Source organism: Alkalibacter mobilis (genome assembly GCF_015594845.1).
Taxonomy (GTDB): domain Bacteria; phylum Bacillota; class Clostridia; order Eubacteriales; family Alkalibacteraceae; genus Alkalibacter; species Alkalibacter mobilis.
In genome coordinates, this window is record NZ_JADNRK010000005.1 from 122,075 (window position 1) to 144,387 (window position 22,313).

Consider the following 22,313-nt stretch of genomic DNA (forward strand, 5'->3'; position numbering starts at 1 on the left):
GACACAAGTTCAGAGGAAACTTTACGTTTCCTCCGTTTCTCTTATTTTACCTTTTATTCGTTTTGGTTTTCTTTCTGTCCAAAACCCTTAAAAGAGCCTGTGCATAAGTAACGGTTTTCAGCATTGGCGACAGCACGTAGTTCTTTGATGTCTTGACTGTCTTTTCAACATTTATTATAGAGTTTTTTAGTGCTCCGACAGACTCCTGAACATCTTCCACCACCATGGATGAACTCTTTGTGATGATCTCGACTTCAGACATTATCTGCTCGATAGCCCTTCTATTGTCTGTGATGATAGCGTTAACATCTTCCATCGTCTTAGCCAACCGTTTCAATGTCATAGCAAGATATATAGCTCCTATAACAAAGGCGACTCCTATAAGCAAAATTCCCGCTTCCCATAAACTAGCGCTTTCAAACATTTATATCACCCTCGTATTGGTCATTATATTTCTTTATATTCATCTACTTTTTCTTTTGCTTCTTCCTTTATCTCTCCAATGGTTTCTTCTGCTTCTTCTTTGAATCCTTCAGCTTCATCCTCCAGCTCGTCCATTGCCTCTTCTATGGAACCCTTTACCTCTTCGAGCTTTTCTTCGATGTTGTGCTTGTATCCAGAAACCTTTTCACCTACTTTTTCACTTAGACTTTCAACTTTCTTCTCAAGGTTTTCCTTGTATGTTCCTGCCTGCTCCATGGCTTCACTACTGAAATCCTTGACATTGTCTGCGAAATCCTCACCTAAATCCTTAAGTTTCTTCACAGTCTCCTTCCCTGATTCCGGAGCCAATAAAATACCTGTAAGGCCGCCAATTATCGTACCTATCAAAACCCCACTTAAAAAATTCGTGCTTTTTGACATAAAAAACCCTCCTCAATTACTTTGTTATCTTATCTTCTGTTGATACCCAAATTAAGTTTCCTTAAACACAAATGAGTTATTTACATTTCAAAAAATCGAAACCCGCCTTGGCGGGTTTCGATCATTTATTACTCTTCTCCAAATTTGCTTTCAATCAATTCGACCAAAGCGTTTACAGCTTGTTCTTCGTCTTCACCATCGGCTTCAACAGTTACCACAGTGTCCTTGCTTATACCGCCGGCCATTATTCCCATAATGCTTTTTGCATTGATTTTTTTACCGTCTTTGATCACGTTGATCTCTGATTTGTATTTTCCTGCCTCCTGAACAAACATGGAAGCCGGTCTTGCGTGCAACCCGGTTGCGTTTAAAATTGTTACCTCTTTGCTGAACATATAAGTTTCCTCCTAAATTAATTTTATATCCAATTTTTCAAGTTCTTCCCCCACCATGGCCAATACTTCTTCCTCAGTGGAAAGCCCTAAAGCTTTTTTTGCAATTTCCTGAGCATCTTTAAAGTTTACACTTCTGATAATTTTCTTGATCTGCGGAACTGAAGATGCACTCATGCTGAATTCATCCAATCCGAGTCCAAGCAGTATCAAAGCCGCTCTTGGATCTCCGGCCAACTCACCGCACATGCCGGTAAATTTGCCTTCGACATCATGGGAGGCGTCTATCACCATTTTTACCAACCTGAGTATTGCAGGCGTCAGCGGCTGGTACAGATATGATACAGTTTCGTTCATTCTGTCTACAGCCAAAGCATACTGACAAAGATCATTTGTGCCAATGCTGAAGAAGTCAACCTCGCTTGCTATTATGTCTGCAGTGACCGCTGCTGAAGGAATCTCTACCATTATACCAACTTTTATATTTTCGTCAAAAGAAATATTTTCATTTCTTAATTCTTCCTTGCATTCTTCCAATATTGCCTTGGCTTGTTTCACTTCGGTTACGTTCGATATCATGGGGAACATAATATGAGCATTTCCGTATACTCCCGCTCTCAGTATGGCTCTAAGTTGCGTCTTGAACAAATTCTTCTCTACAAAGCACAGTCTTACCGCCCTTAATCCAAGGAATGGGTTCATCTCTTCATCAAGTTGCAAGTAAGGAAGTTTTTTGTCTCCCCCGATATCCAGGGTTCTGATTATCACGGGGTGGCCATCCATGCTTTCAAGGACTTCCTTGTATGCTTTGAACTGCTTTTCTTCATCAGGCATCTTGTCGCTGTCCATATATAGAAATTCAGTTCTGTACAAACCAACTCCTGTACCGCCGTTTCTTAGAACACCCTCCACATCTTTGGGAGTTCCGATGTTTCCAACCAATTCAACTTCGTGACCGTCCAAAGTTACCGCCGGAAGATCTTTCAACTGGGCCAGTTCTTTAACAAATGCTTCGTATTCGGATTTCTTTGTCAAATACTCATCCATAGTCTTTTCATCGGGATTTACCACTACTACACCGTCGATCCCATCAACTATTACAATGTCACCGTCTTTAGTGTCGTGTGTAACGTTCTTCAATCCCAACACAGCAGGTATTTCCAGACTTCTTGCCATTATTGCGGTATGTGAAGTTCTACCGCCGATATCGGTGGCAAAACCCAGAACCTTTTGTTTGTTCATGGTTGCCGTATCGGAAGGTGTAAGATCGTAAGCTATGATTATGGAATCTTCATTTATAGCTCCCAAATCCTGATCTTTGATGCCTAGAGAATTTCTGATCAATCTGCCTCCTACATCTTTTATGTCGGCTGCTCTTTCCTTCATATATTCGTCATCCATGGATTCAAAGATCCCAACAAACATGTCTGTTATTTGCTTTATGCCGTTATCCGCTGAAATCGATTGATTCTTGATCGCCTCTTGTATCTGACCCACGTATTCCGGATCATCCAAGACCATCAAGTGAGCTGCAAATATTCTTGCCTCTTCGTCTCCAAGCTCAATAACAGCCTGTTCATGGATTTTTTTCAACTGATCCTTTGATTTTTCAAGTGCATCAGCAAGTCTGTCGAGTTCATTCTGTATATCGTCTATTTTGTCCGTATTTACTTTGATTTCTTCGTGTTTTATTACAAATGCTTTTGCAATTGCAATACCCGGTGATGCTCCGATACCTTTCATTCATAGACCTCCCTGAAAATATTTCATTTTTTTTGTTTAAGCTCACGTTTTCTAATTCTACCACAGGCCATTTCATAATTCTACATGTAATGGTTTCCATTTTTTCCGATTGCAACATTTCTGACGTATATATGTAAATGTTTGCAAAACTATGAAAATAATGCCGCTGTGCAATTCTTACACTCAACGGAAATATTCCCATTTTTAGAGCTCTTAAACAAAAAATTCGAGTGTCCAATCTAGTCAGACACTCGGTTGTAATATTTATAGTATTGTTATCCATCCAAATTTATCTTCAGCTTTTCCGTACTGGATATCAGTCATTTCGCTGTAAAGTCTTTGAGATGCTTCGCCGATCTTTCCGTCGTTGATCACCATATCGTTGCCTTTGAAAGCAAGTACTCCAATCGGGGATATTACCGCAGCAGTTCCGGTTGCAAATGCTTCTTCCAGTTTTCCCTCATTATGATAGGCTACCAACTCGTCAATGGTGATCTTTTGTTCAATCACTTCGTATCCCCAATCTCTAAGGAGTTTAATGGCAGAATCTCTTGTGATTCCTGAAAGTATGCTCCCTTCCAAAGGTGCTGTATAAATTTTTCCGTCGATCTTGAAGAAAGCGTTGCTCGTTCCCACTTCTTCAATGTATTTTCTTTCTTTTCCGTCCAACCACAATACCTGTGAATATCCCTTTTTATTTGCCTCCACCTGGGCTTTCAAGCTTGCCGCATAGTTGCCGCCTGTTTTGGCAAATCCGGTACCGCCTGGCACGGCTCTGACAAATTGGTCCTCAACAAATATCTTTGTTGGATTTAAACCTTCCTTGTAATATGCGCCAACAGGCGATAAAATTACCATGAACTTGTAAGTTGATGCCGGCCTGACGCCTAAAAACGGATCGGTTGCTATTACGAATGGTCTTACGTAAAGGGAGGTTCCCGCCGCCTCAGGCACCCATTCTTTCTCGACTTCAATAAGTTTTTTTATGGCTTGAAACATCAGTTCTTCGTCTATCTGTGGAATGCACATTCTTTCATTTGATTGATTCAATCTTTTTAGATTGTCTCTTACTCTGAAAAGCTGGATTTTCCCTTCAGCATTTTTGTAGGCCTTCAAGCCTTCAAAAGTTTCCTGACCGTAATGAAACACCATTGCCGATGGCTCCAACTCCAGTGGTCCGTAAGGCACGATCCTGGGATCGAACCAGCCTTTTTCCGTTGAATAGTCCATTACGAACATGTGGTCAGTAAAGTAATTTCCGAAACCGAGATTATTTTGATCCGGTTTTGTTTTTGGATTTGAATTTTTTATTATGGTTATTTCCACGATACATCCCGCCTTTGTTTTCATATTCTTATTATTATATCTCACTAGTTTTTGTGTAACAAGGAAATATATTCCATCTTACATGTATTTTTCTATTATTTTTAGAGCAGTCTTTATTCCATCTATGGATGCACTCATTATTCCCCCTGCATAACCGGCTCCTTCACCACAGGGATAAAGATTCCGCAAGTTCAAGGATTCCATCGTTTCAGCACTTCTGGTTATCCTCATGGGTGCGGATGTCCTGGTCTCCACACCTGTCAATACTGCATCCCTTCTTGCAAATCCCGGTATTTTACGATCAAAATCAATCAGGGCATTTCTGATGGGATTGGTCACATAATCTGGAAGACAGGCATCAAGATCACCAAACCTGACTCCCGGTGGGCAGGTTGGCTCTACGTCTCCCAAATGTGTACTGATATTCCGTTCTAAAAAATCTCCTGCAAGCTGTACAGGTGCATTGTAGTCACTTCCGCCTTCAAGAAAAGCCCTGCTTTCCCAATTATGCAGATAGTCCAAAGCTCCCAATGGCTCGTTGCCGTAGTCGGAGGGATTAACAGTAACTATTATGGCGCTATTGGAATTATTTCCGTTTCTACTGTGGTAACTCATGCCGTTTACCACCAAAGTAGATTCTTCTGAAGATGAACCAACGACAAGTCCTCCCGGGCACATGCAAAAAGAGTACACACCTCTGCCGGAGTATTTATCCCTGTATGACAACTGATAGGAAGCTGCACCCAGAATGTTGCTTCTGTGATATTTCCCATATTGATTTTTATTTATCATTTCTGAGGGATGTTCTATCCTTACTCCTATGGCAAATGACTTGGGCTCCACAAACACCTTTTTTTCAATAAGCATTCTGTATACATCGTTGGCACTATGGCCGGTAGCCAGGATGATGTCGTCGCTGTATATGGAATCGCCGCCATCTATCTCCAGCCCTACGGCTTTGCCGTTTTCCGTGATTATATCAGTGATTCGAGAAGAAAAGTTGACTTTCCCGCCCAAATTTTCAATTTGCTTGCGGATCCCGCTGATAACTCCACGGAGCTTGTCAGTACCTATATGTGGTTTATTAAGGTACAGTATTTCTTCAGGAGCTCCATTTTCATAAAAACATCTAAGTACCTCACCACTTAAAGGACTCTTGACCCTGGTGGTCAATTTACCGTCGGAAAATGTTCCTGCACCCCCTTCACCAAAATGAACGTTGCTGTTTACATTCAAACGCCCTTCATTCCAGAAAGCTTCCACATCTTTGACCCTGTCCTCCACAGACTTTCCCCGCTCGAACACAACTGGATTCAAACCTGCTTCGGCCAGCTTCAAAGCAGCAAACAGACCTGCCGGCCCAAACCCTACTACTATAGGAGGCTTTAAAGGATTTTTACAAACAAAGCCTCTCTCATTTACATGCACCGGCTTATCCGTTTCTTCCAATGTAAACTTCTGCCTTCGGCTCTGTGCCGGTCTTTTTTTGAGCTCGAGAAAAAAACTGTATAAAACGAAAATCCCGACAGTATTCTTTTTTCTGGCATCGATGGATTTTGATTTGATTTTCCATGACAGGATATCCTGTGGATCCAAATTTAAAAGATCGGGCAATATATCACCCGGATCTTTAGGATGCGCATCTATATTTATCTTGAAATTCTTTAACATGTAATAATAAACCATATCTATTCCTCTTCCAACAATAAAGTTATCTTTTCAGGATCTATGGATATAACATTTATCTTGTCAATGGCTTCCATACTCAAATCGTATTCAGATTCTCCTGTCACCGCCCCTGCAAGGTCTATGTACAATTGTATTTGAGACTGATTCAAGCCATCTATGATGCTTTTGGCTCCAGACAAATTAACAATAAAATTGTTTCCTTCCGGATACTCTGAAACATTAACACCCTCCGGCCTGTTTCGCAACTCGAAAGTCGACACCGAAAATTCTCTGGCTTCTATTTCTTCAACATAAATTTTAACTACGACTTTATTCTCTCCATCAGAAGACTCGATCCCATCCGGAAAGATCAGTTCTGCTTCCACTTCAGCATCTTTGTCCAAACCGTTCAAATTGATGGGTTCGGTTTTTATCTGGGTCAAATTTGATGCAACTTCTGATCCTACCGTTATTTTTGACGGTTCTACCGTTATTTCTTTAATAGCAAAACCTTCTGCCGGCTCACCCGTTGTTTCCGGGATTATTTCTACATCATAATTTTTTCCGATTTTTGCCGTTACCGAAATTTCCGAAGGAGATATGGTCACATCTGTAAGTTCCGTTCCCCTTTCGTCATAAGCGGCAAGCGATACTCGCTGAGTAAACTCTTTGGTTTTGCCTGTCAAATCAACTGACGTTGCGATCCTGTTGATTTTAGCCAGGACATTCTCACCGCCTTTAACTGCCACACTGCCCGGGTTGGTGCTGTAATCCAACAGTTGCAGACCATCTTCCAATTCACCGACAAAATCGACTTTGATATCCCTGCTTTGCTCGCTCAGCCTATCCACGTCCACGGTGATGTTGGCCGGGCTTACATTTACAAGGTCGATCAACTCCGGGATCCCTTCTATCCGGACTGGAAGACTGTAAGTGCCTTTGTCTTCAATTGGATCCAGATCGATAGAAGCTGTAATATCCCTCCACTCCATATTGTATAAAGTGCTGGTCCTGCCATTGAGCGTTATGTCTACGTTAAAATCCAGATCCTGGGAAATTATCAGTCCTTTTTCTTCAAGAGCTTCCTCATTATTGATCGTCACTCTTATATTATTGTATCTTTGATTTACCTTCGGATCCTGGTCTCCTATGACATAGACCCACAAGACAAACGCAATGATCAGCGAGATTACGATCTTTACGTTGGTCCTACTGTTGCTCTTCTTTGTTTTTTTCATTATTTTGCGTCCCCCAGAACTTAATCTTCAAGCTTTTATCTTCCTTTGCAACGAATTCTTCCGTTAAGAATTCCTTCAGGGAATTTGCATCAAGATACCGATATAACTTTCCTGTGTTTGCATATGAAATAACACCTGATTCTTCCGAAACAATCAAAATTATCGCATCGGAGTTTTCAGACATTCCCATTGCCGCTCTATGTCTCGTACCCAGGGTCTTGCTAACATTTTTGTTCTCGGTCAGTGGTAAAAGGCACGATGCCGCCTTCAATCGATTTTCCTGTATGCGTATAATGACTGCTCCATCATGAAGCGGCGTATTGGGTGTGAAAATGTTCATTAGAAGTTCCGCACTTACAGCCGAATCAAGCCTGGTTCCGGTAGAAATAATATCCTCCAGACCCGTATCACGTTCCAAGACAATGAGTGCTCCCGTTTTTTCATCGGACATGTGCTTGACGGCCTCGACTATCTCCTCGATCGTTTTTTTTGTTTCCGTTACATTTTCCATCCATTTAGTCCTGAAAAAGCTGGTTCTTCCTATATGTTCCAAAGCTCGTCTAAGCTCAGGCTGAAAAACTATAATAAGTGCGATAAATCCAACCGTCATAAGATTTCTCAGCAAAAAATTGACGGTGTGAAGCCCAAACCATTCGCTAAGTTGTGTGGATAAAAGCAAGACAACTACACCTTTGGCTACCTGTTCGGCTTGGGTGTCGGTTATCCATCCTATTATTTTATATATCACGAAAGCCACAATAAGAATGTCTATTACGCTCGATGGTTTTATCAAAACTGAAAGATTCATTATAAAATCTTGAACCTGTGCCAATAAGGTCACTCCCTTTTTATTTTCCCTAAAATTCTTCCTTATAATAACTATAGCATACCTAAAGTAATTTTTTACAACAAGTTATCGCAAATATGGCCGGATACAGTAAAAAACCAGCTGTTAAGCCGGTTTCCTACTCGTTTAAACCAGTTGTATGACAAGTTCTCCCGATTTTACTGATTGCCCTTTTTGAGCGTAAACTTTTTCTACGATGCCATCAACGCTGCTGACGATCTCAGTTTCCATTTTCATGGCCTCTATTATCATCAGAGGTTGATTGACCTTAACTTCATCACCCTCATTGACCAATACATTTACCACTGTACCCGGTATGCTGGACCCAACCTGGTATGGGTCATTCTTGTCCACCTGTTTGTGGGCGTCTCTTGTTTGGGCTAAAAATGATTTGGTGTCTTCTATGAATATTTCTCTTCTAAATCCGTCAACTTCAAATACAACAGGTCTCATTCCCTGATCGTTGATTTTGCCGATGTCCACAAGCTTTACAACATAGCTTTTACCAGAGCCCATTTCTATTTGGGAAACCTCCCCAACTTTCAATCCGTGGAAGAAAACATCACTTTCCATTCTCATGTACTCGTCGTTTACACACATGTACTCCACGTACTCTCTGAAAACCTTTGGATACAAAGCAGCCGCCAAAAGATCCTTTTGGTCCAGTTCAAGATTGAAATCTTTTTTATACTCAGCTGTTATTTCATCGAAATCCACATCGGGAAGAAGGGTTCCAGGCCTTACCATTATTGGTTTTTCACCTTTAAGCACAATGGATTGAAGTCTTTCGTTGAACCCGCCCTCTGGCTGTCCCATCATACCCTTGAAGAAATCCCTGACTGAATCGGGATAAGCCATATCCTTGCCTTTTTCGTATATATTTTCCTTGTTCAATTCGTTTTGAACCATGAATATTGCCATATCGCCTACTGCCTTGGATGAAGGGGTAACCTTGACAATATCTCCAAAAAGTTCATTGGCCTCTACGAACATCTCCTTGACTTCCTTGAATTTATGTCCAAGCCCAAAGCTTTCCACCTGTGCCTTCAAGTTTGAATACTGGCCACCTGGTATTTCATATTTGTAGATCTCTGTGGAGCTGGATTTAAGGCCGGATTCAAATTCATGGTAAACATCCCTGACCGTGGTCCAATAATCTGAAAGCATCTGCAGATTGTCAAGATCCATTTTAGTCTGTCTGTCAGTATTTTCCACCGCAGCCACTATTGAATTCAAAGCTGGATGACTTGTAAGTCCGCTCATTCCGTTTATTGCAGTATCCACTATGTCGACTCCTGCCATTGCCGCCATAAGAAGAGTTGCCACTCCATTTCCGGTAGTATCGTGAGTGTGAAGGTGTATCGGCAATTTGACTTCCTGCTTCAATGTAGTTATGAGTTTGTGAGCAGCTGCAGGCTTTAGCAATGCGGACATGTCCTTAATTGCAATGATATGAGCTCCCATGGATTCAATCTCTTTTGCTTTTCTCACGTAATAATCAAGGTTGTACTTGGTTCTGGACTCATCTAGAATATCGCCTGTATAACAGATACTCACCTCGGCTACCTTGTTTTGTTTTAGAACTTCTTCAACAGATACCTTGGTGGCTTCCAGCCAATTCAATGAGTCAAATATCCTGAATACGTCTATACCGCTTTGTGCAGCTTCTTTAACGAATTCCCGTATCAAATTGTCGGGATAATTTTTATATCCAACAGCATTGGAGCCCCTAAGCAACATTTGGAAAAGTATATTCGGGATCCTTTCCCTTAATTCTGAAAGTCTTTTCCACGGTGATTCTTTCAAGTACCTGTAGCTTACATCAAATGTGGCTCCACCCCACATTTCCAGAGAAAACAAGTCATTTGCAAGGTGTGCCGTGGATTTTGCCACTTTTATCATGTCTCTGCTTCTCACTCTTGTTGCCAAAAGCGATTGGTGTGCATCTCTAAAAGTAGTGTCCGTCAATAAAAGCTGCTTTTGGTCTTTTATCCACTCCACCAGACCTTCCGGTCCTTTTTCGTCAAGGATCTGCTTTGTTCCGTAAAGAGATTTACTCTCATCGTATTTTGGGATAACAGGCTTGTCAAAGTCTCTCTTGTTGCCAAAAGTTTCGTTTACGACTTTGTTGCCTATAAATCTGAGAAGTCTCACTTCATCCCCTGCAGTTGTTGAATCCAACTTGAATAGCTCCGGATGATTGTCTATGAAATTGGTATCGCAGTTGCCTTCTATAAAAGTCTCGTGTTCCAGAACGTTGATTATAAAATCTTTGTTGGTTTTGACCCCATCGATTTCATGTTCTTTAACCGCTCTTAGCGCCTTTCTTCTAGTTTCCTCGAAAGTTCTTCCAAATGCGGTTGTCTTGACCAGCAGGCTGTCGTAATAAGGGGATATTACCGCCCCTGTGAATCCGTTACCGCCGTCAAGCCTTACTCCATTGCCCGATCCTGTCCTGTAGACTTCAAGTTTTCCCGTGTCAGGCATGAAATTGTTTTGAGGATCTTCTGTGGTTATTCTGCACTGGATCGCCGCTCCTCGCATGACCACGCTTTCCTGATCAGCTATCCCGATGGCCTCCGACATCAATGAATGGCCTTGTGCAATCAATATCTGGGCATGTACGATGTCAATGCCTGTTACAAGTTCCGTCACCGTATGTTCCACCTGGATCCTTGGATTCATTTCGATAAAGTAGTGATCTCCCTTTTTGTCCACCAAAAACTCAACGGTTCCTGCATTCCTATAGTTAACCGATTTCGCCAGCTTGATGGCATCTTCACATATTTTTTCCCTTTGTTCGTCGTTGATGCTTTGCGACGGAGTGAACTCAATAAGCTTTTGATGTCTTCTCTGGATGGAACAGTCTCTCTCGAATAAATGAACTATATTGCCGTAGTTGTCTCCTAAAACCTGAACTTCTATGTGTTTTGGAGTCTCAAGGTACTTCTCGATGAAGATCTCTCCGCTGCCAAATGCCTTGAAAGCTTCACTTCTTGCAGAATGGAATTCCCTGAGGAGGTTTTTTTCATCCTTTACGATCCTCATTCCACGTCCACCGCCACCAGCGGCCGCCTTTAACATTATGGGATACCCGGCTATTCTGGCAAATTCCATAGCCTCTTCGTCAGTCTCTATGGGTTTTTCCACCCCTGGGATAGTAGGCACGCCTACTTTGTTGGCCTGGATCTTGGATCTGATTTTATCTCCAAGTTGGTTCATCATTACATGATCCGGTCCTATAAAAGTTATACCTTTAGACTCGCATTTTCTTGCAAATTCCGGATTTTCGGATAAAAATCCATAACCCGGATGTATTGCATCCACTTCTTTCTTTTGTGCCAATTCTATTATCTTGTCCATATTAAGGTAAGCGTCCACAGGACCTCTATGGTCTTCTATCAGATAGGCCTCGTCTGCTTTTCTTCTAAAAAGTGAAAGTTTGTCTTCCTCGGCGTAAATTGCCACAGTGGCAATTCCAAGTTCTTGGCAAGCTCTAATTATTCTTATGGCTATTTCGCCTCTGTTGGCTATTAAGACCTTTTTAAACTTCTTCATTTTGCGCCTCCTTTATTTATAGGTATTTCTATTATTTTATCAGAATTTTTGTATTAAAAAAAGAACAATTTAACCGACTATTGAATATTTATTCGTCATCATCCGAATTTTTATCTGCTGACAAGTCCTGATCGTTATCCTCGCAGATTTCATCAAAGTTGAATTTTCTATCAAGGGCATCCTTGTACCTCTGGCTTTTGTATATCATGTTGGACATTCTCGTCACCACTATAAATCCCAGAATGAAAATCACTGCAGTTATTGCATAATATTTCATTTCTTCTCCTTGTCTCTGACTTCCTGCTGATACTCCCTGCTTATCTCCATCAGATTCGTAAAAAATTCATCTAAATATGGTTTCATTTCTTTGGAGTCATCCATGCCCAGGACCTTTTCTATAACTTCCTTCTCCCTCTCCGAATCAAATATCTCCATACCGCTTTTCATCTTGAACTCAACTACTGCTTTGGAAATTTTCATTCTTTCCAAAAACAATCTTCTTAATTCTTCATTTATCTCATCTATCTTGTTTCGAAGTATATTTAAATCTTCCATCCAAACCTCCATTTTAAACCACCAAGAGTTCCATTAGCGAAATAGCCAGACAACTCTCGATCACCGGCAACGCTCTAGGGACTATGCAGGGATCGTGTCTGCCGGTTATTTCCAACTTGGCGTTTTCTTTTTTATCCATATCGATGGTTTCCTGTTCTCTTGAAATCGAAGGTGTAGGTTTGATCCCAACTCTGAACACCACGGGCATGCCGTTGGTGATCCCACCCAGGATCCCCCCGTTGTTATTTGTTCGTGTTTTCATTCTCATATTATCGTCGTAATACATTACATCGTTTGCTTTTGAACCCCTCATTCGGGTCAAATCAAATCCCGTTCCAAATTCAAGTCCTTTTGTCGCCGGCACTGAAAATATCAACCTGGCAATGGAGCTTTCCAATGAGTCAAAAAAGGGATTTCCCAAGCCCGGCGGCACATTTAGTCCAACGCACTCGATTATTCCTCCCACCGAATCCTGATCTAGCCTGGCCGCTTCGATTTCTTTCTTCATGGCTTCCCCTGCATCCTGATTCAATACCGGGATTTTCTTATCCCGAATAACCTGAAGAAATTTGTCAGGATCCATATCAAGATAATCCATTTTAGCATCTTCTACTTCGCCAATCCTGTCTATTTTGCTGAAAATCCTTATCCCGTAATTTTCAAATACATACTGTTTTGCGATGGCACCATAAAAAACTAGCGGTGCAGTTATCCTTCCGGAGAAATGACCTCCCCCTCTGTAGTCATTATAACCATCGTATCTTATCAAACCCGTATAGTCTGCATGACCCGGCCTGGCCAAATTCTTGAGGCTGGAGTAATCTTTTGACCTGTTGTCCTTGTTTCTTATTATGAACGCCAAAGGGGTACCGGTGGTTTTCCCGTTAAAATAACCGCTCAAAATTTCAACCTGATCATCTTCACTTCGTTTAGTGCTATAGGGATCCTGGCCGGGTTTTCTTCTGGCCATTTCCTTTTCAATATATTCAAGATCGATCTCAAATCCCGCCGGCAACCCGTCGATCACTCCGCCTATGGCTACTCCATGGGATTCTCCAAAAAGCGAGAATTTGATTTTACTCCCCGTGTTCGAGCTCATTGATCACACCTCCAAGGCCTGCAAAATCCTCCCAAAAATTTGGGTAAGATTTATTTACACTCTGTGCATTCCTTACGATGACTTTCTCTTCGCATCTGATCGAAGCGATGGCAGCAGCCATGGCTATCCTGTGATCGTTGAAACTGTCAACTTCTCCGCCTTTCAATTTGCTTTTGCCTCTAATTATAAGTCCGTCCGTATATTGTGCAATGTCCGCTCCCAAAGTGGTCAAGACCTGCGTTATGGCATCGAGTCTGTCCGACTCCTTTATTCTAAGTCTCTTTGCGTTGACAACTTCAGTCATACCGTCTCCCAAAGCCGCCAATACGCTTACTATGGGAACCAGGTCGGGACACTGGGAGGCATCGACTGTGGTACCGTGAAGATTTGACCTAGTGGTCTTGTAACCCAATAGAAGTTTTTCTATGTTTCCTCCCATTTTGCCAATTATGTCTACAATGGCCTTGTCACCTTGAAGAGAATCAAATTTCAGATCATTGCTGTATATTTCGCCGCCCAAAACACCTGCGCTCAGCCAAAATGCCGCTTGTGAAAAATCTCCTTCCACACTGTAGTCGGCACCTTGATATTGCTGGTTGCCTTTAATCATGAACTCTCTGTAATCATTGTTGACTATCTCTATTCCAAACCTGGTCAACATTTCAATGGTCATATCCACATAGGGCTTGCTCTCGAGATCGGTGGTTATAACGATTTTTGAGTCTCCCTTGACAAGGGGCAATGCAAACATCAGACCGGTAATGAACTGCGAGCTTACATCTCCCTTAAGCTCGTATATCCCAGATTCCAGCATCCCTTTTATTGTTAAAGGCAATTCACCGTACTTATTTGTGTAATAAATTTTTTTCTGATCGAATATCTCATAGTAAGAATCCAAAGGCCTGCTGACAAGTCTTCCTCTTCCGGTCACTGTGACCCGTTCATCCAACAGTGCCAGTAAAGGTATTATAAATCTGATGGTCGAGCCTGATTCACCGCAATCTATTTTTTCTTTCTTTAATTTTGGTCTTGGAGTTCCCTGGATCCTAAGATGGTAAATTTCCCGTTTGTCATCTGTTTTTTTATATTTGATCTTCGCACCCAAGGCTTCCATGCTTTCACATGTAGCTTTAATATCTTCGGACAAGAGAACATTTTTAATGTTGCTGATCCCATCGCTCAATGCCGCACAAAAAATGCTTCTGTGACTCATGCTTTTTGAAGGCGGGATGTTCACTGTACCCATTAACGTTGAGGGAGTTATTTCGACTATCTTCATGTATGATTTCTCCTTTATATTATAAATTCAACAAGTTGATTTTTATCCATGCTGTAAAGAACCGATTCACCGATTTCTTTTAATAGTACCAGGGTGATCTTGTCTCCACTGAATTTCTTATCTCTAAACAGGATCTCCTCTATCTTTTCCTGTTCCAGATAAGGCATGGTATAAGGCAGCCCGTTTTTTATCAATATTTCTTTGATTTTATCTGATGTACCGTATTTGGTTATTCCTTTTTTTTCACTTTTTACGGTAATATGATACATTCCTATAGCCACAGCTTCTCCGTGGGTATACTTCTGATAGTTGAAATAAGTCTCCAACACATGTCCCAAAGTGTGCCCGAAATTCAAAATTTTTCTAAGACCGGTTTCCCGTTCATCTTCTTCAATTACTTCTTTTTTTATAGAACAGCAGGTCGCTATGGTATTTTCCAAATCTTTGGTCAGTTCTTCCGCTGTACTTTGATATAGTTTGTTAAACAAGGTCTTGTCATATATGCATCCGTATTTTATTACTTCAGCCATGCCGTCGTTGAATATCCTGTCCTTGAGTGTTTTTAAGGATCTGGGATCGACTATTACCGATTTCGGTTGATAAAAGCTTCCCACCAGATTTTTCCCCTTGGTCAGATTGACTCCTACTTTGCCGCCTATGCTGCTGTCAACTTGAGCAAGCAAAGTGGTGGGAATTTGAATGAAATCAACACCTCTAAGATAGGTGGATGCACAAAAACCCGCCAAATCTCCGACAACTCCTCCACCGAGAGCTATAACCGCATCACTTCGGGTTAGGTTGTATTCGGAGAAGTGATGATAGATTTCTTCCGCCATGGATAAACTTTTGCTGGATTCTCCAGGTGGTATTATTATCTCTTGAGTCTTGCACCCGAATTTTTCTATTTGTCTTTCAACTTTTTTGAGATAAAGAGGGGCTACGTTTTCATCAGTGATGATAACCACTTTTTCATATCTGAAAAAAAGATTCCGGTACCTTTCCAATTTATCCAAGATTCCCTTTGATACATCTATGGTATATTTATAGTCCCTATGGACCTCAACATTGATACCTTCCACCATGACTCCCCCTTAAAATATTTTTTCTAATTATAACACAATAGGGTTTCGCACAGAAACCCTATCGACTACCTTTCTTCTCTAAAATAAGCCTTGCCCACGGAACCCGGCGCCTTGTTCTCCTTGCTCTTTTTAATGGACATGAGCACCAGAACCAAAATAGTGGCTGCATACGGCAACATATTTATGATGTAAATGGGTATTGGCAGTTCAAATTTTTGCAGTCTGTAGCCTATTATATCCAAACCGCCGAAAAAGTACGAACCCACTATTGCCCTATACGGATTCCATGTGGCAAATATTACTAGTGCCACAGCTATCCATCCTTTTCCCGCCGTGATATTTTCCTGCCAGACAGGTATGTAGGACAAGGACAAGAATGCTCCACCCAGACCTGACAAAGCTCCTCCGAGCAAAATATAAAAATATTTGTATCTATTCACATTTATTCCGCTGGCATCTGCCGCTGCTGGATTCTCTCCAACCATCCTGAGATTCAAACCGTACTTTGTCTTGTACAAAACGATCCCCAAAAAAATTACCATTACATATGAAAAATACACCAATATGCTTTGATCAAAAAATATCTCGCCAATCACGGGAATATCACTTAAAATCGGAAAAGGAGTTTTTGCAAACACACTGCTGACTCCTTCAGGCAGTTTGTATCCCACATATTTGTTGCCGGCAAAACTGGCGTATCCCGTACCAAATATCGTCAGAGTCAACCCTGTCACTTCCTGATTGGCCTTAAGTGATACGGTGATAATGGCATAAATAAGCGCACCGGCCATACCTGCAAGAGCAGCTGCAACTATTGCCAATAGCGGATTGGAAGTGCCATAACCCACTGCGAAACCAGTTACTGCTCCCATGAGCATCATTCCTTCAAGCCCCAGATTCAGATGGCCGACCTTTTGACTAAAAATTTCTCCTACCGTTGCAAACAACAGGGGAGTCCCTGCTTGGACCATTGCGCTGAAAAATGATATCATATTCATTTTTTTACCCCCGTTCCATGCTTATGTGACAAAACAAATTTATATCTTACGAAAAACTCGCTTGCCAAAACAAAGAATAATATAAGTGCCTGAAGGATCTCCGCCGCAGATGCCGGGATCTCATAAGCTGTTTGGATAAATGATCCTCCCTGTCTGAGCATGGCAAATAAAAATGACACTATGCCAACCATGACCGGATTCAATCCTGACAACCAGGCGGTAATAATTGCTGTAAAACCTACTCCACCACTCAAATCGACAGAAAGTGTACCACTTATTCCCGAAGCCTGGATCATGCCTACCAACCCGCAAATCCCTCCGCTCAGAAACATGGTCTTGAGAATGACCCTTTTTATGTCTATTCCCGCATACCTCGCAGTATCTTCACTTTCTCCAATCACTGCGATCTCGTAACCTGTCTTGGTATGATTCAAATAAATGTAGGCCAAGTATATCAACAATAATGCAATTACCCATCCCACATGAATGCCCAGTATTTTGGGCAGCAAGGCATTTTCTTCAAAACTCGGTATTTTTGGAAAGCCCATGCCCGCTGGATCTTTCCACAGGCTGTATTGAAGATAGGTGACCCACTTGAGTGCTATATAATTGAGCATTAAAGTAAACAGGGTCTCATTCGTTCCAAATTTCGCCTTGAACCAGGCCGGTATCAACAGCCATATCCCACCGGAAACCATGGCTGCCAAGCCCATCAACGGCAGCAACACGATTTTTGGCAAGTAAGCAAAATTCAAGGCAAAGTACGAGGCCGCAAATGCCCCCATGAATATCTGCCCTTCCGCTCCTATATTCCAAAACCTCATCTTAAACGCCACCATTACTCCAAGGGACGTTATCAATAGCGGTATAGTCAAATTTACTGTTTCACGAAACCTGAAAAAGGACCCCAAGCCCCCGTCTATCATGGAAGTATATATAGTGAGAGGATTTTCTCCGAGGATTATCAGAAATACACCTCCGAAAATCAATGCCCCCACAACTGCGGCCAATCTCACTAATACGATCTGCACCTTTGTGAGCTCACTCCGTTTTGCAATTCTCATAAGCCGATTTCCTCCTTGTATGCACCGGACATCATCAAGCCGATTTTCTCCCTGTCCGCTTCCTGGCCGTCCACTATACCAGTGATTTTTCCGTTGCACATGACCAGTATCCTGTCACACAATTCCATCAATACGTCCAGATCCTCTCCAACATACAAAAGAGCCACATTCTGCTTCTTCTGTTCATTCAGCAAATCGTATATCAGGTACGAAGATCCTATATCCAGACCTCTGGTTGGATAAGCCGTTATTATCACATGGGGGTTTGATTCTATCTCCCTGCCCAATAGAACTTTTTGGATGTTTCCACCAGATAGCAGCCTTACCGGATGCGAATCAGTACTCGGGGTGGAGATGTTCAACTTGTCCACGATGATTTGCGCTTTTTCCTTTGAAGGTCTTCTGGATATTATTAGGCCTTCCTGCTTTTGATATTCCTTAAGCAGTATATTGTCCACAATGTTCATTGATGCCACCAATCCCATGCCCAATCTGTCTTCCGGAACAAAACTCATGCTGATGCCCATCTTTATTATTTCCCTGGGATTCTTTCCAAGAATGCTTTCCCCCTGGTATACGACATCCCCTTGGGTTATGGGATAAAGTCCTGCCAGCGCTTCACAAAGCTCCTTTTGACCACTGCCGGCAATACCCGCCACGCCAAGTATTTCTCCTGTGTACATCTCAAAATTTATATCGTCAAGAGCCTTGGTCTTGTCGCTCTTCAGTGCACTCAGATTCAAAACTTCAAGAATTTTCTTTCTTTCTCCCACCGGGGGACGTTCTATCGATAAATCCACAGCTTTACCCACCATCATCTTCGTCAGCTCATTGGTGTCAGTTTCTGTTTTTTTGACCGTGGAAATGTATTTACCCTTTCGCAATACCGTAACGACGTCGCTGATTTCCATTACCTCGTTTAGTTTATGGGTTATTATGACCACGGCACAGCCCATTTGGGTCATGTTTCGTATAATGTCAAAAAGTTTCTCGGTCTCCTGGGGTGTAAGCACAGCTGTAGGCTCATCCAAAATAAGGATCTCAGCCCCTCTGTATAATACTTTCAATATCTCTACCCTCTGTTTTTCAGCCACAGACATGTCGTAAATTTTTTTGTCGGGATCGATTTCCAAGCCATACTTTAAAGAAATATTTTTTATTTTTTCTGACAGTTTGGATCCCTTTATAAAAAATTCCTTGTCGTATCCGGCAACTATGTTTTCCTTTGCCGTCAAAACCTCAACAAGCTTGAAGTGCTGGTGTATCATCCCAATCCCTAGATCTATGGCAACTTTTGGTGATGAAATATCAACCTGTTTCCCTCTGATTTTGATGTTTCCGGTATCGGGAGTGTATATCCCCGCCAAAATATTCATCAGCGAACTCTTTCCGGCACCATTTTCGCCCAAAAGGGAATGCACTTCCCCTCCTACCAGGGTCAATTCCACTTTATCCAAGGCTTGAACGCTTCCAAAACTTTTCGAGATCGAATTCATTTCCACCAATATATTTTCCATCTACATCACCTTTGTTAATTAAAGGGACAAGGTTGCCCTTGCCCCTCATTATTTATTTTCTAAAATTTAGTTGCTGGCCGGTATGGTTCCTACAACACCTTTAACAAACCAATTCATTGAAAGCATGTCTGCATCCGACATTTTTTCTCCGGCTTTTACTATTTCTTCACCGGCTTGGTTCAAGACAGGACCGTAGAATACATCAAAGTCACCGGAAACAATCTTTTGCTCGGCAGCTTCAACGGCTTCAGCAGCGCCTTCAGGCGCCAAGGCAGTCAATTCATCCAGTGTCACGATACCTTCATACATTCCGCCCCAGTATGGAGTGTTTGTCCATGTGCCGTCCAAAACTTCTTGAACAGCAGTCAAGTAGTATTCTCCCCAGTTCCAGAGTGGTGCCGTCATGTAGGCCTTTGGAACTGCTTCTTCAGAGCTGACGTTGTATCCAATGGAGAATGCGCCTGCTTCCTCAGCCGCTACCATTGTAGCAGTAGAGTCCTGATGTTGTGCTGTAACGTCGCAACCTTCGTCAAGCAGTGCTTCTGCGGCAGCTTTTTCGCTGGCAGGATCATACCAGGTGTTTGTCCATCTAACGTGGACTTCCACATCCGGATTTACTGATTGAGCACCTAAAGTGAATGCATTGATCCCACGAATTACTTCAGGAATTGGGAAAGCAGCTACGTACGCTATCTTGTTTGTCTCTGTTTTCATGCCTGCAACGATCCCTGAAAGGTATCTTGCCTGATACATTCTTCCAAAGTAATTTGTTGCATTGTCAGCTGTTTGATATCCGGAGCAATGTGAAAAAGTAACTTCCGGAAATTCTGCAGCAGCTTCTATAAGTCCGTCCATGTGACCAAAACTGGTGGCAAAAACGATCTCTGCTCCCTGATCCACCATTTCTCGGATAACTTTCACAACTTCACCTTTGTCTTCCGGAACGCTTTCTTTATAGATGGTTTTTACCTTGTCTCCAAGTTCCTGCTCCATAAATAATCTTCCGTTGTCATGTGCCGTTGTGTAACCGCCGTCATTTGTAGGCCCTACATAAATAAAGCCCACTACTAATTGTTCTTCGGTTCCGTTCCCGTTGCCATTGTCCCCATTATCGGATGAACAACCCAAGATCATGGTGGAAACCATGGCTAGAACCAAAAAGAGAATAACTAATTTTTTCATTTCCTTCCCCCTAACGTTTTTTTGCCTAAAAACAAAAATCCGTCATATAAGAAAGCAGATTAAACACTCCGTAGCAGGGTAGTTTACGGCGACCCTGTAGAAACGTTTAGCCCTTATTGCCAAACTTATACGGACGTACATTTTTTATTTTTAAAGCTTTAATATTCGACATTTACATTATAGTGTTTTTCCTGTCCAATATCAATCTTTTTAATGAATTATAATTGTCTTAAATCACTTGTTTTGCTGTTCGCTTTGAAACCTGCGATATTCTTCTACAGGCATATCCAGACCCGTGTACAATTTATAGGCTTCAACCCCTTGCCACAAAAGCATGCCCTCTCCGCCGATGACCACGCAACCTATTTCTTCTGCTTCCCTCATCATCCTGGTCTTTTTAGGATCGTATACCACATCCACTACCACAGGCATATTTATGAACATTTCCTTGTCAACCAAGCTGACATCCTCATTGGGTTTCATTCCTGCGACGGTTCCGTTTACGACGATATCCGCCTTCGCAATTTCTTCTGCAAGCAGACTCCTGTCTTCAAGGGGACAAACTTTCACTTTGCATCCAGGCGCTTCATTTTCTATCTTTTTTGCAGTTTCTTCAGCTCGTGTGAAGAATTCGTCACTCATGTTGAAAATGGTTACTTCTTTAGCTCCGGACAATGCACACTCGACCTGTATGGCAGTAGCGGCTCCGCCTGCTCCCAAAACAACAAGTTTTTTGTTTTCGACACCCACGCCATGTTCTTTAAGATTTCTTACAAAACCCGGTCCGTCAGTTATATGACCCACCAGCTTTCCGTTTTCATTGACTACAGTATTCACTGCGCCGATTATCCTTGCGGCAGGCGACAATTCATCCATGTACTTTGCAACTTCATTTTTGCATGGCATGGTTACGTTGAATCCCCGCATGTTGAGCAATCGCGCCGCTTTGATCGCTTCCGGCACTTGATCCACTTTGATATCAAAAGCTAGATATGCATAATCCAATCCGTGATGTGCAAAGCCAAAATTATACAACGCAGGCGATCCCGAATGTTCCACAGGGCTTCCTATCAAAGCTATCAACCTGGTCTTTCCCGATATTCTCTTTTCCATCTAAATCCTCCTGACAAATTTATTTTTTCCGATATCCCGACATATCCGAATTTAATCCCAAGATAGTTTATCCTTGATCTCTCCACATATTTCCGAAATCATCTTTCCATCCGTTTCAACAACCACATCCGCCGAATCAAGGTAGCGGGCGCTTCTCTTTTCCATTAGCTCCTTTATAAATCCAACATTCATATTGTCGTTCAAAACAGGTCTCTCGTCGCTGTCTTTAACTCTTTCATATATGGTTTCGGGATTGGCCTGCAGCAAGACTATCTTTCCGTGTTCCTTCATCATTTCTACATTCTCGTCCCTGAGCACTACTCCGCCTCCGCACGACACCACAGCCCTGTCTTTATTTTGGAGTTCTGCCAGCACTTCCGTTTCCCTGTCCCGGAAGTATTTCTCACCGTGCAGTTCAAATATCTTGGCTATGCTCATTTTTTCCCTTGCCACGATCAGTTCGTCCATTTCATATTTTTTCAAATTAAGCGATCTGCTAAGATACTCGGCTACAGTACTTTTACCTGAACCCATAAAGCCTATCAAATATACATTTTGCCCTTTTTTCATCTTTTCCCACCTTTGTCTGAAAGATCGATTCTATTTATATTTCCGAATATTATACATCAGGATGCAACATTATACAATATTACATAAGATTACATTGTTGTTAACTTGTGATAATGTCACCTTTAGATTCACTTGATAAAATGTCACATTCTATTAAACTGAAAATATGAAAAAAGGATGGATCACTTTGTCGCAAGAGCAGTTAAAGACCTATAAGG

20 protein-coding genes and 1 riboswitch are annotated in these 22,313 nt (G+C 41.9%); all 20 genes read right to left on the reverse strand.

Going from position 1 to position 22,313, the window contains the following annotated elements; translation table 11 throughout:
* Nucleotides 1–46: 46 nt before the first annotated feature.
* A complete protein-coding gene (locus IWB18_RS04650; RefSeq protein ID WP_195682444.1) occupies nt 47–424 on the reverse strand; it encodes a DUF948 domain-containing protein in 378 nt (125 codons plus the stop codon).
* A 23-nt stretch (nt 425–447) separates the two neighbouring features.
* Nucleotides 448–864 carry a YtxH domain-containing protein gene (locus tag IWB18_RS04655; protein ID WP_195682445.1) on the reverse strand — a complete coding sequence of 139 codons (417 nt, stop codon included), beginning with the start codon at nt 862–864 and terminating at the stop codon, nt 448–450.
* A gap of 128 nt (nt 865–992) precedes the next feature.
* A complete protein-coding gene (locus IWB18_RS04660; protein WP_195682446.1) occupies nt 993–1,259 on the reverse strand; it encodes an HPr family phosphocarrier protein in 267 nt (88 codons plus the stop codon).
* Between the two features lie 12 nt (nt 1,260–1,271).
* Nucleotides 1,272–2,999 (reverse strand): phosphoenolpyruvate--protein phosphotransferase, encoded by a 1,728-nt coding sequence (gene ptsP, locus IWB18_RS04665; protein ID WP_195682447.1) that lies wholly within the window; start codon nt 2,997–2,999, stop codon nt 1,272–1,274.
* 264 nt (nt 3,000–3,263) lie between these two features.
* On the reverse strand, nt 3,264–4,349 hold the full coding sequence (locus tag IWB18_RS04670; RefSeq protein WP_195682464.1) for a branched-chain amino acid aminotransferase: 1,086 nt from the start codon (nt 4,347–4,349) through the stop codon (nt 3,264–3,266).
* Nucleotides 4,350–4,403: 54 nt separating this feature from the next.
* Complete coding sequence (locus IWB18_RS04675; protein ID WP_225877762.1) at nt 4,404–6,011, reverse strand: NAD(P)/FAD-dependent oxidoreductase; 1,608 nt, start codon at nt 6,009–6,011, stop codon at nt 4,404–4,406.
* 2 nt (nt 6,012–6,013) lie between these two features.
* Complete coding sequence (locus IWB18_RS04680) at nt 6,014–7,231, reverse strand: CdaR family protein (protein WP_195682448.1); 1,218 nt, start codon at nt 7,229–7,231, stop codon at nt 6,014–6,016.
* The gene (gene cdaA, locus IWB18_RS04685; RefSeq protein WP_225877763.1) at nt 7,203–8,063 is read right to left on the reverse strand and encodes a diadenylate cyclase CdaA; all 861 of its coding nucleotides are present in this window, start codon (nt 8,061–8,063) and stop codon (nt 7,203–7,205) included. The genes IWB18_RS04680 and cdaA overlap by 29 nt, the downstream gene beginning before the upstream one ends.
* 141 nt (nt 8,064–8,204) lie before the next feature.
* Entirely contained in the window at nt 8,205–11,636 is a 3,432-nt protein-coding gene (locus IWB18_RS04690) for a pyruvate carboxylase (protein ID WP_195682449.1), read from the reverse strand.
* Between the two features lie 88 nt (nt 11,637–11,724).
* Complete coding sequence (locus IWB18_RS04695; RefSeq protein ID WP_195682450.1) at nt 11,725–11,913, reverse strand: hypothetical protein; 189 nt, start codon at nt 11,911–11,913, stop codon at nt 11,725–11,727.
* Nucleotides 11,910–12,191 carry a chorismate mutase gene (locus tag IWB18_RS04700; protein ID WP_195682451.1) on the reverse strand — a complete coding sequence of 94 codons (282 nt, stop codon included), beginning with the start codon at nt 12,189–12,191 and terminating at the stop codon, nt 11,910–11,912. Before IWB18_RS04700 ends, IWB18_RS04695 begins: the two co-directional genes overlap by 4 nt.
* A 13-nt stretch (nt 12,192–12,204) precedes the next feature.
* Nucleotides 12,205–13,290, reverse strand: coding sequence for a chorismate synthase (aroC, locus tag IWB18_RS04705; RefSeq protein ID WP_195682452.1), 1,086 nt, complete (start codon nt 13,288–13,290; stop codon nt 12,205–12,207).
* On the reverse strand, nt 13,268–14,569 hold the full coding sequence (aroA, locus tag IWB18_RS04710; protein ID WP_195682453.1) for a 3-phosphoshikimate 1-carboxyvinyltransferase: 1,302 nt from the start codon (nt 14,567–14,569) through the stop codon (nt 13,268–13,270). The genes aroC and aroA overlap by 23 nt, the downstream gene beginning before the upstream one ends.
* Before the next feature lie 14 nt (nt 14,570–14,583).
* On the reverse strand, nt 14,584–15,651 hold the full coding sequence (gene aroB, locus IWB18_RS04715; protein WP_195682454.1) for a 3-dehydroquinate synthase: 1,068 nt from the start codon (nt 15,649–15,651) through the stop codon (nt 14,584–14,586).
* Nucleotides 15,652–15,716: 65 nt separating this feature from the next.
* Nucleotides 15,717–16,649, reverse strand: a complete 933-nt coding sequence (locus IWB18_RS04720) for an ABC transporter permease (RefSeq protein WP_195682455.1) — start codon at nt 16,647–16,649, stop codon at nt 15,717–15,719.
* On the reverse strand, nt 16,646–17,713 hold the full coding sequence (locus IWB18_RS04725; protein ID WP_195682456.1) for an ABC transporter permease: 1,068 nt from the start codon (nt 17,711–17,713) through the stop codon (nt 16,646–16,648). The genes IWB18_RS04720 and IWB18_RS04725 overlap by 4 nt, the downstream gene beginning before the upstream one ends.
* Nucleotides 17,710–19,230 (reverse strand): ABC transporter ATP-binding protein, encoded by a 1,521-nt coding sequence (locus IWB18_RS04730; RefSeq protein ID WP_195682457.1) that lies wholly within the window; start codon nt 19,228–19,230, stop codon nt 17,710–17,712. Before IWB18_RS04730 ends, IWB18_RS04725 begins: the two co-directional genes overlap by 4 nt.
* Before the next feature lie 66 nt (nt 19,231–19,296).
* Entirely contained in the window at nt 19,297–20,412 is a 1,116-nt protein-coding gene (locus IWB18_RS04735; protein WP_195682458.1) for a BMP family ABC transporter substrate-binding protein, read from the reverse strand.
* 51 nt (nt 20,413–20,463) lie between these two features.
* Nucleotides 20,464–20,565: riboswitch (purine riboswitch) on the reverse strand.
* 81 nt (nt 20,566–20,646) lie between these two features.
* A complete protein-coding gene (aroE, locus tag IWB18_RS04740) occupies nt 20,647–21,525 on the reverse strand; it encodes a shikimate dehydrogenase (protein ID WP_195682459.1) in 879 nt (292 codons plus the stop codon).
* A gap of 51 nt (nt 21,526–21,576) precedes the next feature.
* Nucleotides 21,577–22,095, reverse strand: a complete 519-nt coding sequence (locus tag IWB18_RS04745) for a shikimate kinase (RefSeq protein WP_195682460.1) — start codon at nt 22,093–22,095, stop codon at nt 21,577–21,579.
* Nucleotides 22,096–22,313 lie beyond the last annotated feature (218 nt).

What these genes read in the sequence shown, in the direction of transcription:
- IWB18_RS04650 (WP_195682444.1), bottom strand. Translation starts at nt 424, where the DNA reads ATGTTTGAAAGCGCTAGTTTATGGGAAGCGGGAATTTTGCTTATAGGA.
- IWB18_RS04655 (WP_195682445.1), bottom strand. Translation starts at nt 864, where the DNA reads ATGTCAAAAAGCACGAATTTTTTAAGTGGGGTTTTGATAGGTACGATA.
- IWB18_RS04660 (WP_195682446.1), bottom strand. Translation starts at nt 1,259, where the DNA reads ATGTTCAGCAAAGAGGTAACAATTTTAAACGCAACCGGGTTGCACGCA.
- ptsP (WP_195682447.1), bottom strand. Translation starts at nt 2,999, where the DNA reads ATGAAAGGTATCGGAGCATCACCGGGTATTGCAATTGCAAAAGCATTT.
- IWB18_RS04670 (WP_195682464.1), bottom strand. Translation starts at nt 4,349, where the DNA reads ATGAAAACAAAGGCGGGATGTATCGTGGAAATAACCATAATAAAAAAT.
- IWB18_RS04675 (WP_225877762.1), bottom strand. Translation starts at nt 6,011, where the DNA reads ATGGTTTATTATTACATGTTAAAGAATTTCAAGATAAATATAGATGCG.
- IWB18_RS04680 (WP_195682448.1), bottom strand. Translation starts at nt 7,231, where the DNA reads ATGAAAAAAACAAAGAAGAGCAACAGTAGGACCAACGTAAAGATCGTA.
- IWB18_RS04690 (WP_195682449.1), bottom strand. Translation starts at nt 11,636, where the DNA reads ATGAAGAAGTTTAAAAAGGTCTTAATAGCCAACAGAGGCGAAATAGCC.
- IWB18_RS04695 (WP_195682450.1), bottom strand. Translation starts at nt 11,913, where the DNA reads ATGAAATATTATGCAATAACTGCAGTGATTTTCATTCTGGGATTTATA.
- IWB18_RS04700 (WP_195682451.1), bottom strand. Translation starts at nt 12,191, where the DNA reads ATGGAAGATTTAAATATACTTCGAAACAAGATAGATGAGATAAATGAA.
- aroC (WP_195682452.1), bottom strand. Translation starts at nt 13,290, where the DNA reads ATGAGCTCGAACACGGGGAGTAAAATCAAATTCTCGCTTTTTGGAGAA.
- aroA (WP_195682453.1), bottom strand. Translation starts at nt 14,569, where the DNA reads ATGAAGATAGTCGAAATAACTCCCTCAACGTTAATGGGTACAGTGAAC.
- aroB (WP_195682454.1), bottom strand. Translation starts at nt 15,651, where the DNA reads ATGGTGGAAGGTATCAATGTTGAGGTCCATAGGGACTATAAATATACC.
- IWB18_RS04720 (WP_195682455.1), bottom strand. Translation starts at nt 16,649, where the DNA reads ATGAATATGATATCATTTTTCAGCGCAATGGTCCAAGCAGGGACTCCC.
- IWB18_RS04725 (WP_195682456.1), bottom strand. Translation starts at nt 17,713, where the DNA reads ATGAGAATTGCAAAACGGAGTGAGCTCACAAAGGTGCAGATCGTATTA.
- IWB18_RS04730 (WP_195682457.1), bottom strand. Translation starts at nt 19,230, where the DNA reads ATGGAAAATATATTGGTGGAAATGAATTCGATCTCGAAAAGTTTTGGA.
- IWB18_RS04735 (WP_195682458.1), bottom strand. Translation starts at nt 20,412, where the DNA reads ATGAAAAAATTAGTTATTCTCTTTTTGGTTCTAGCCATGGTTTCCACC.
- aroE (WP_195682459.1), bottom strand. Translation starts at nt 21,525, where the DNA reads ATGGAAAAGAGAATATCGGGAAAGACCAGGTTGATAGCTTTGATAGGA.
- IWB18_RS04745 (WP_195682460.1), bottom strand. Translation starts at nt 22,095, where the DNA reads ATGAAAAAAGGGCAAAATGTATATTTGATAGGCTTTATGGGTTCAGGT.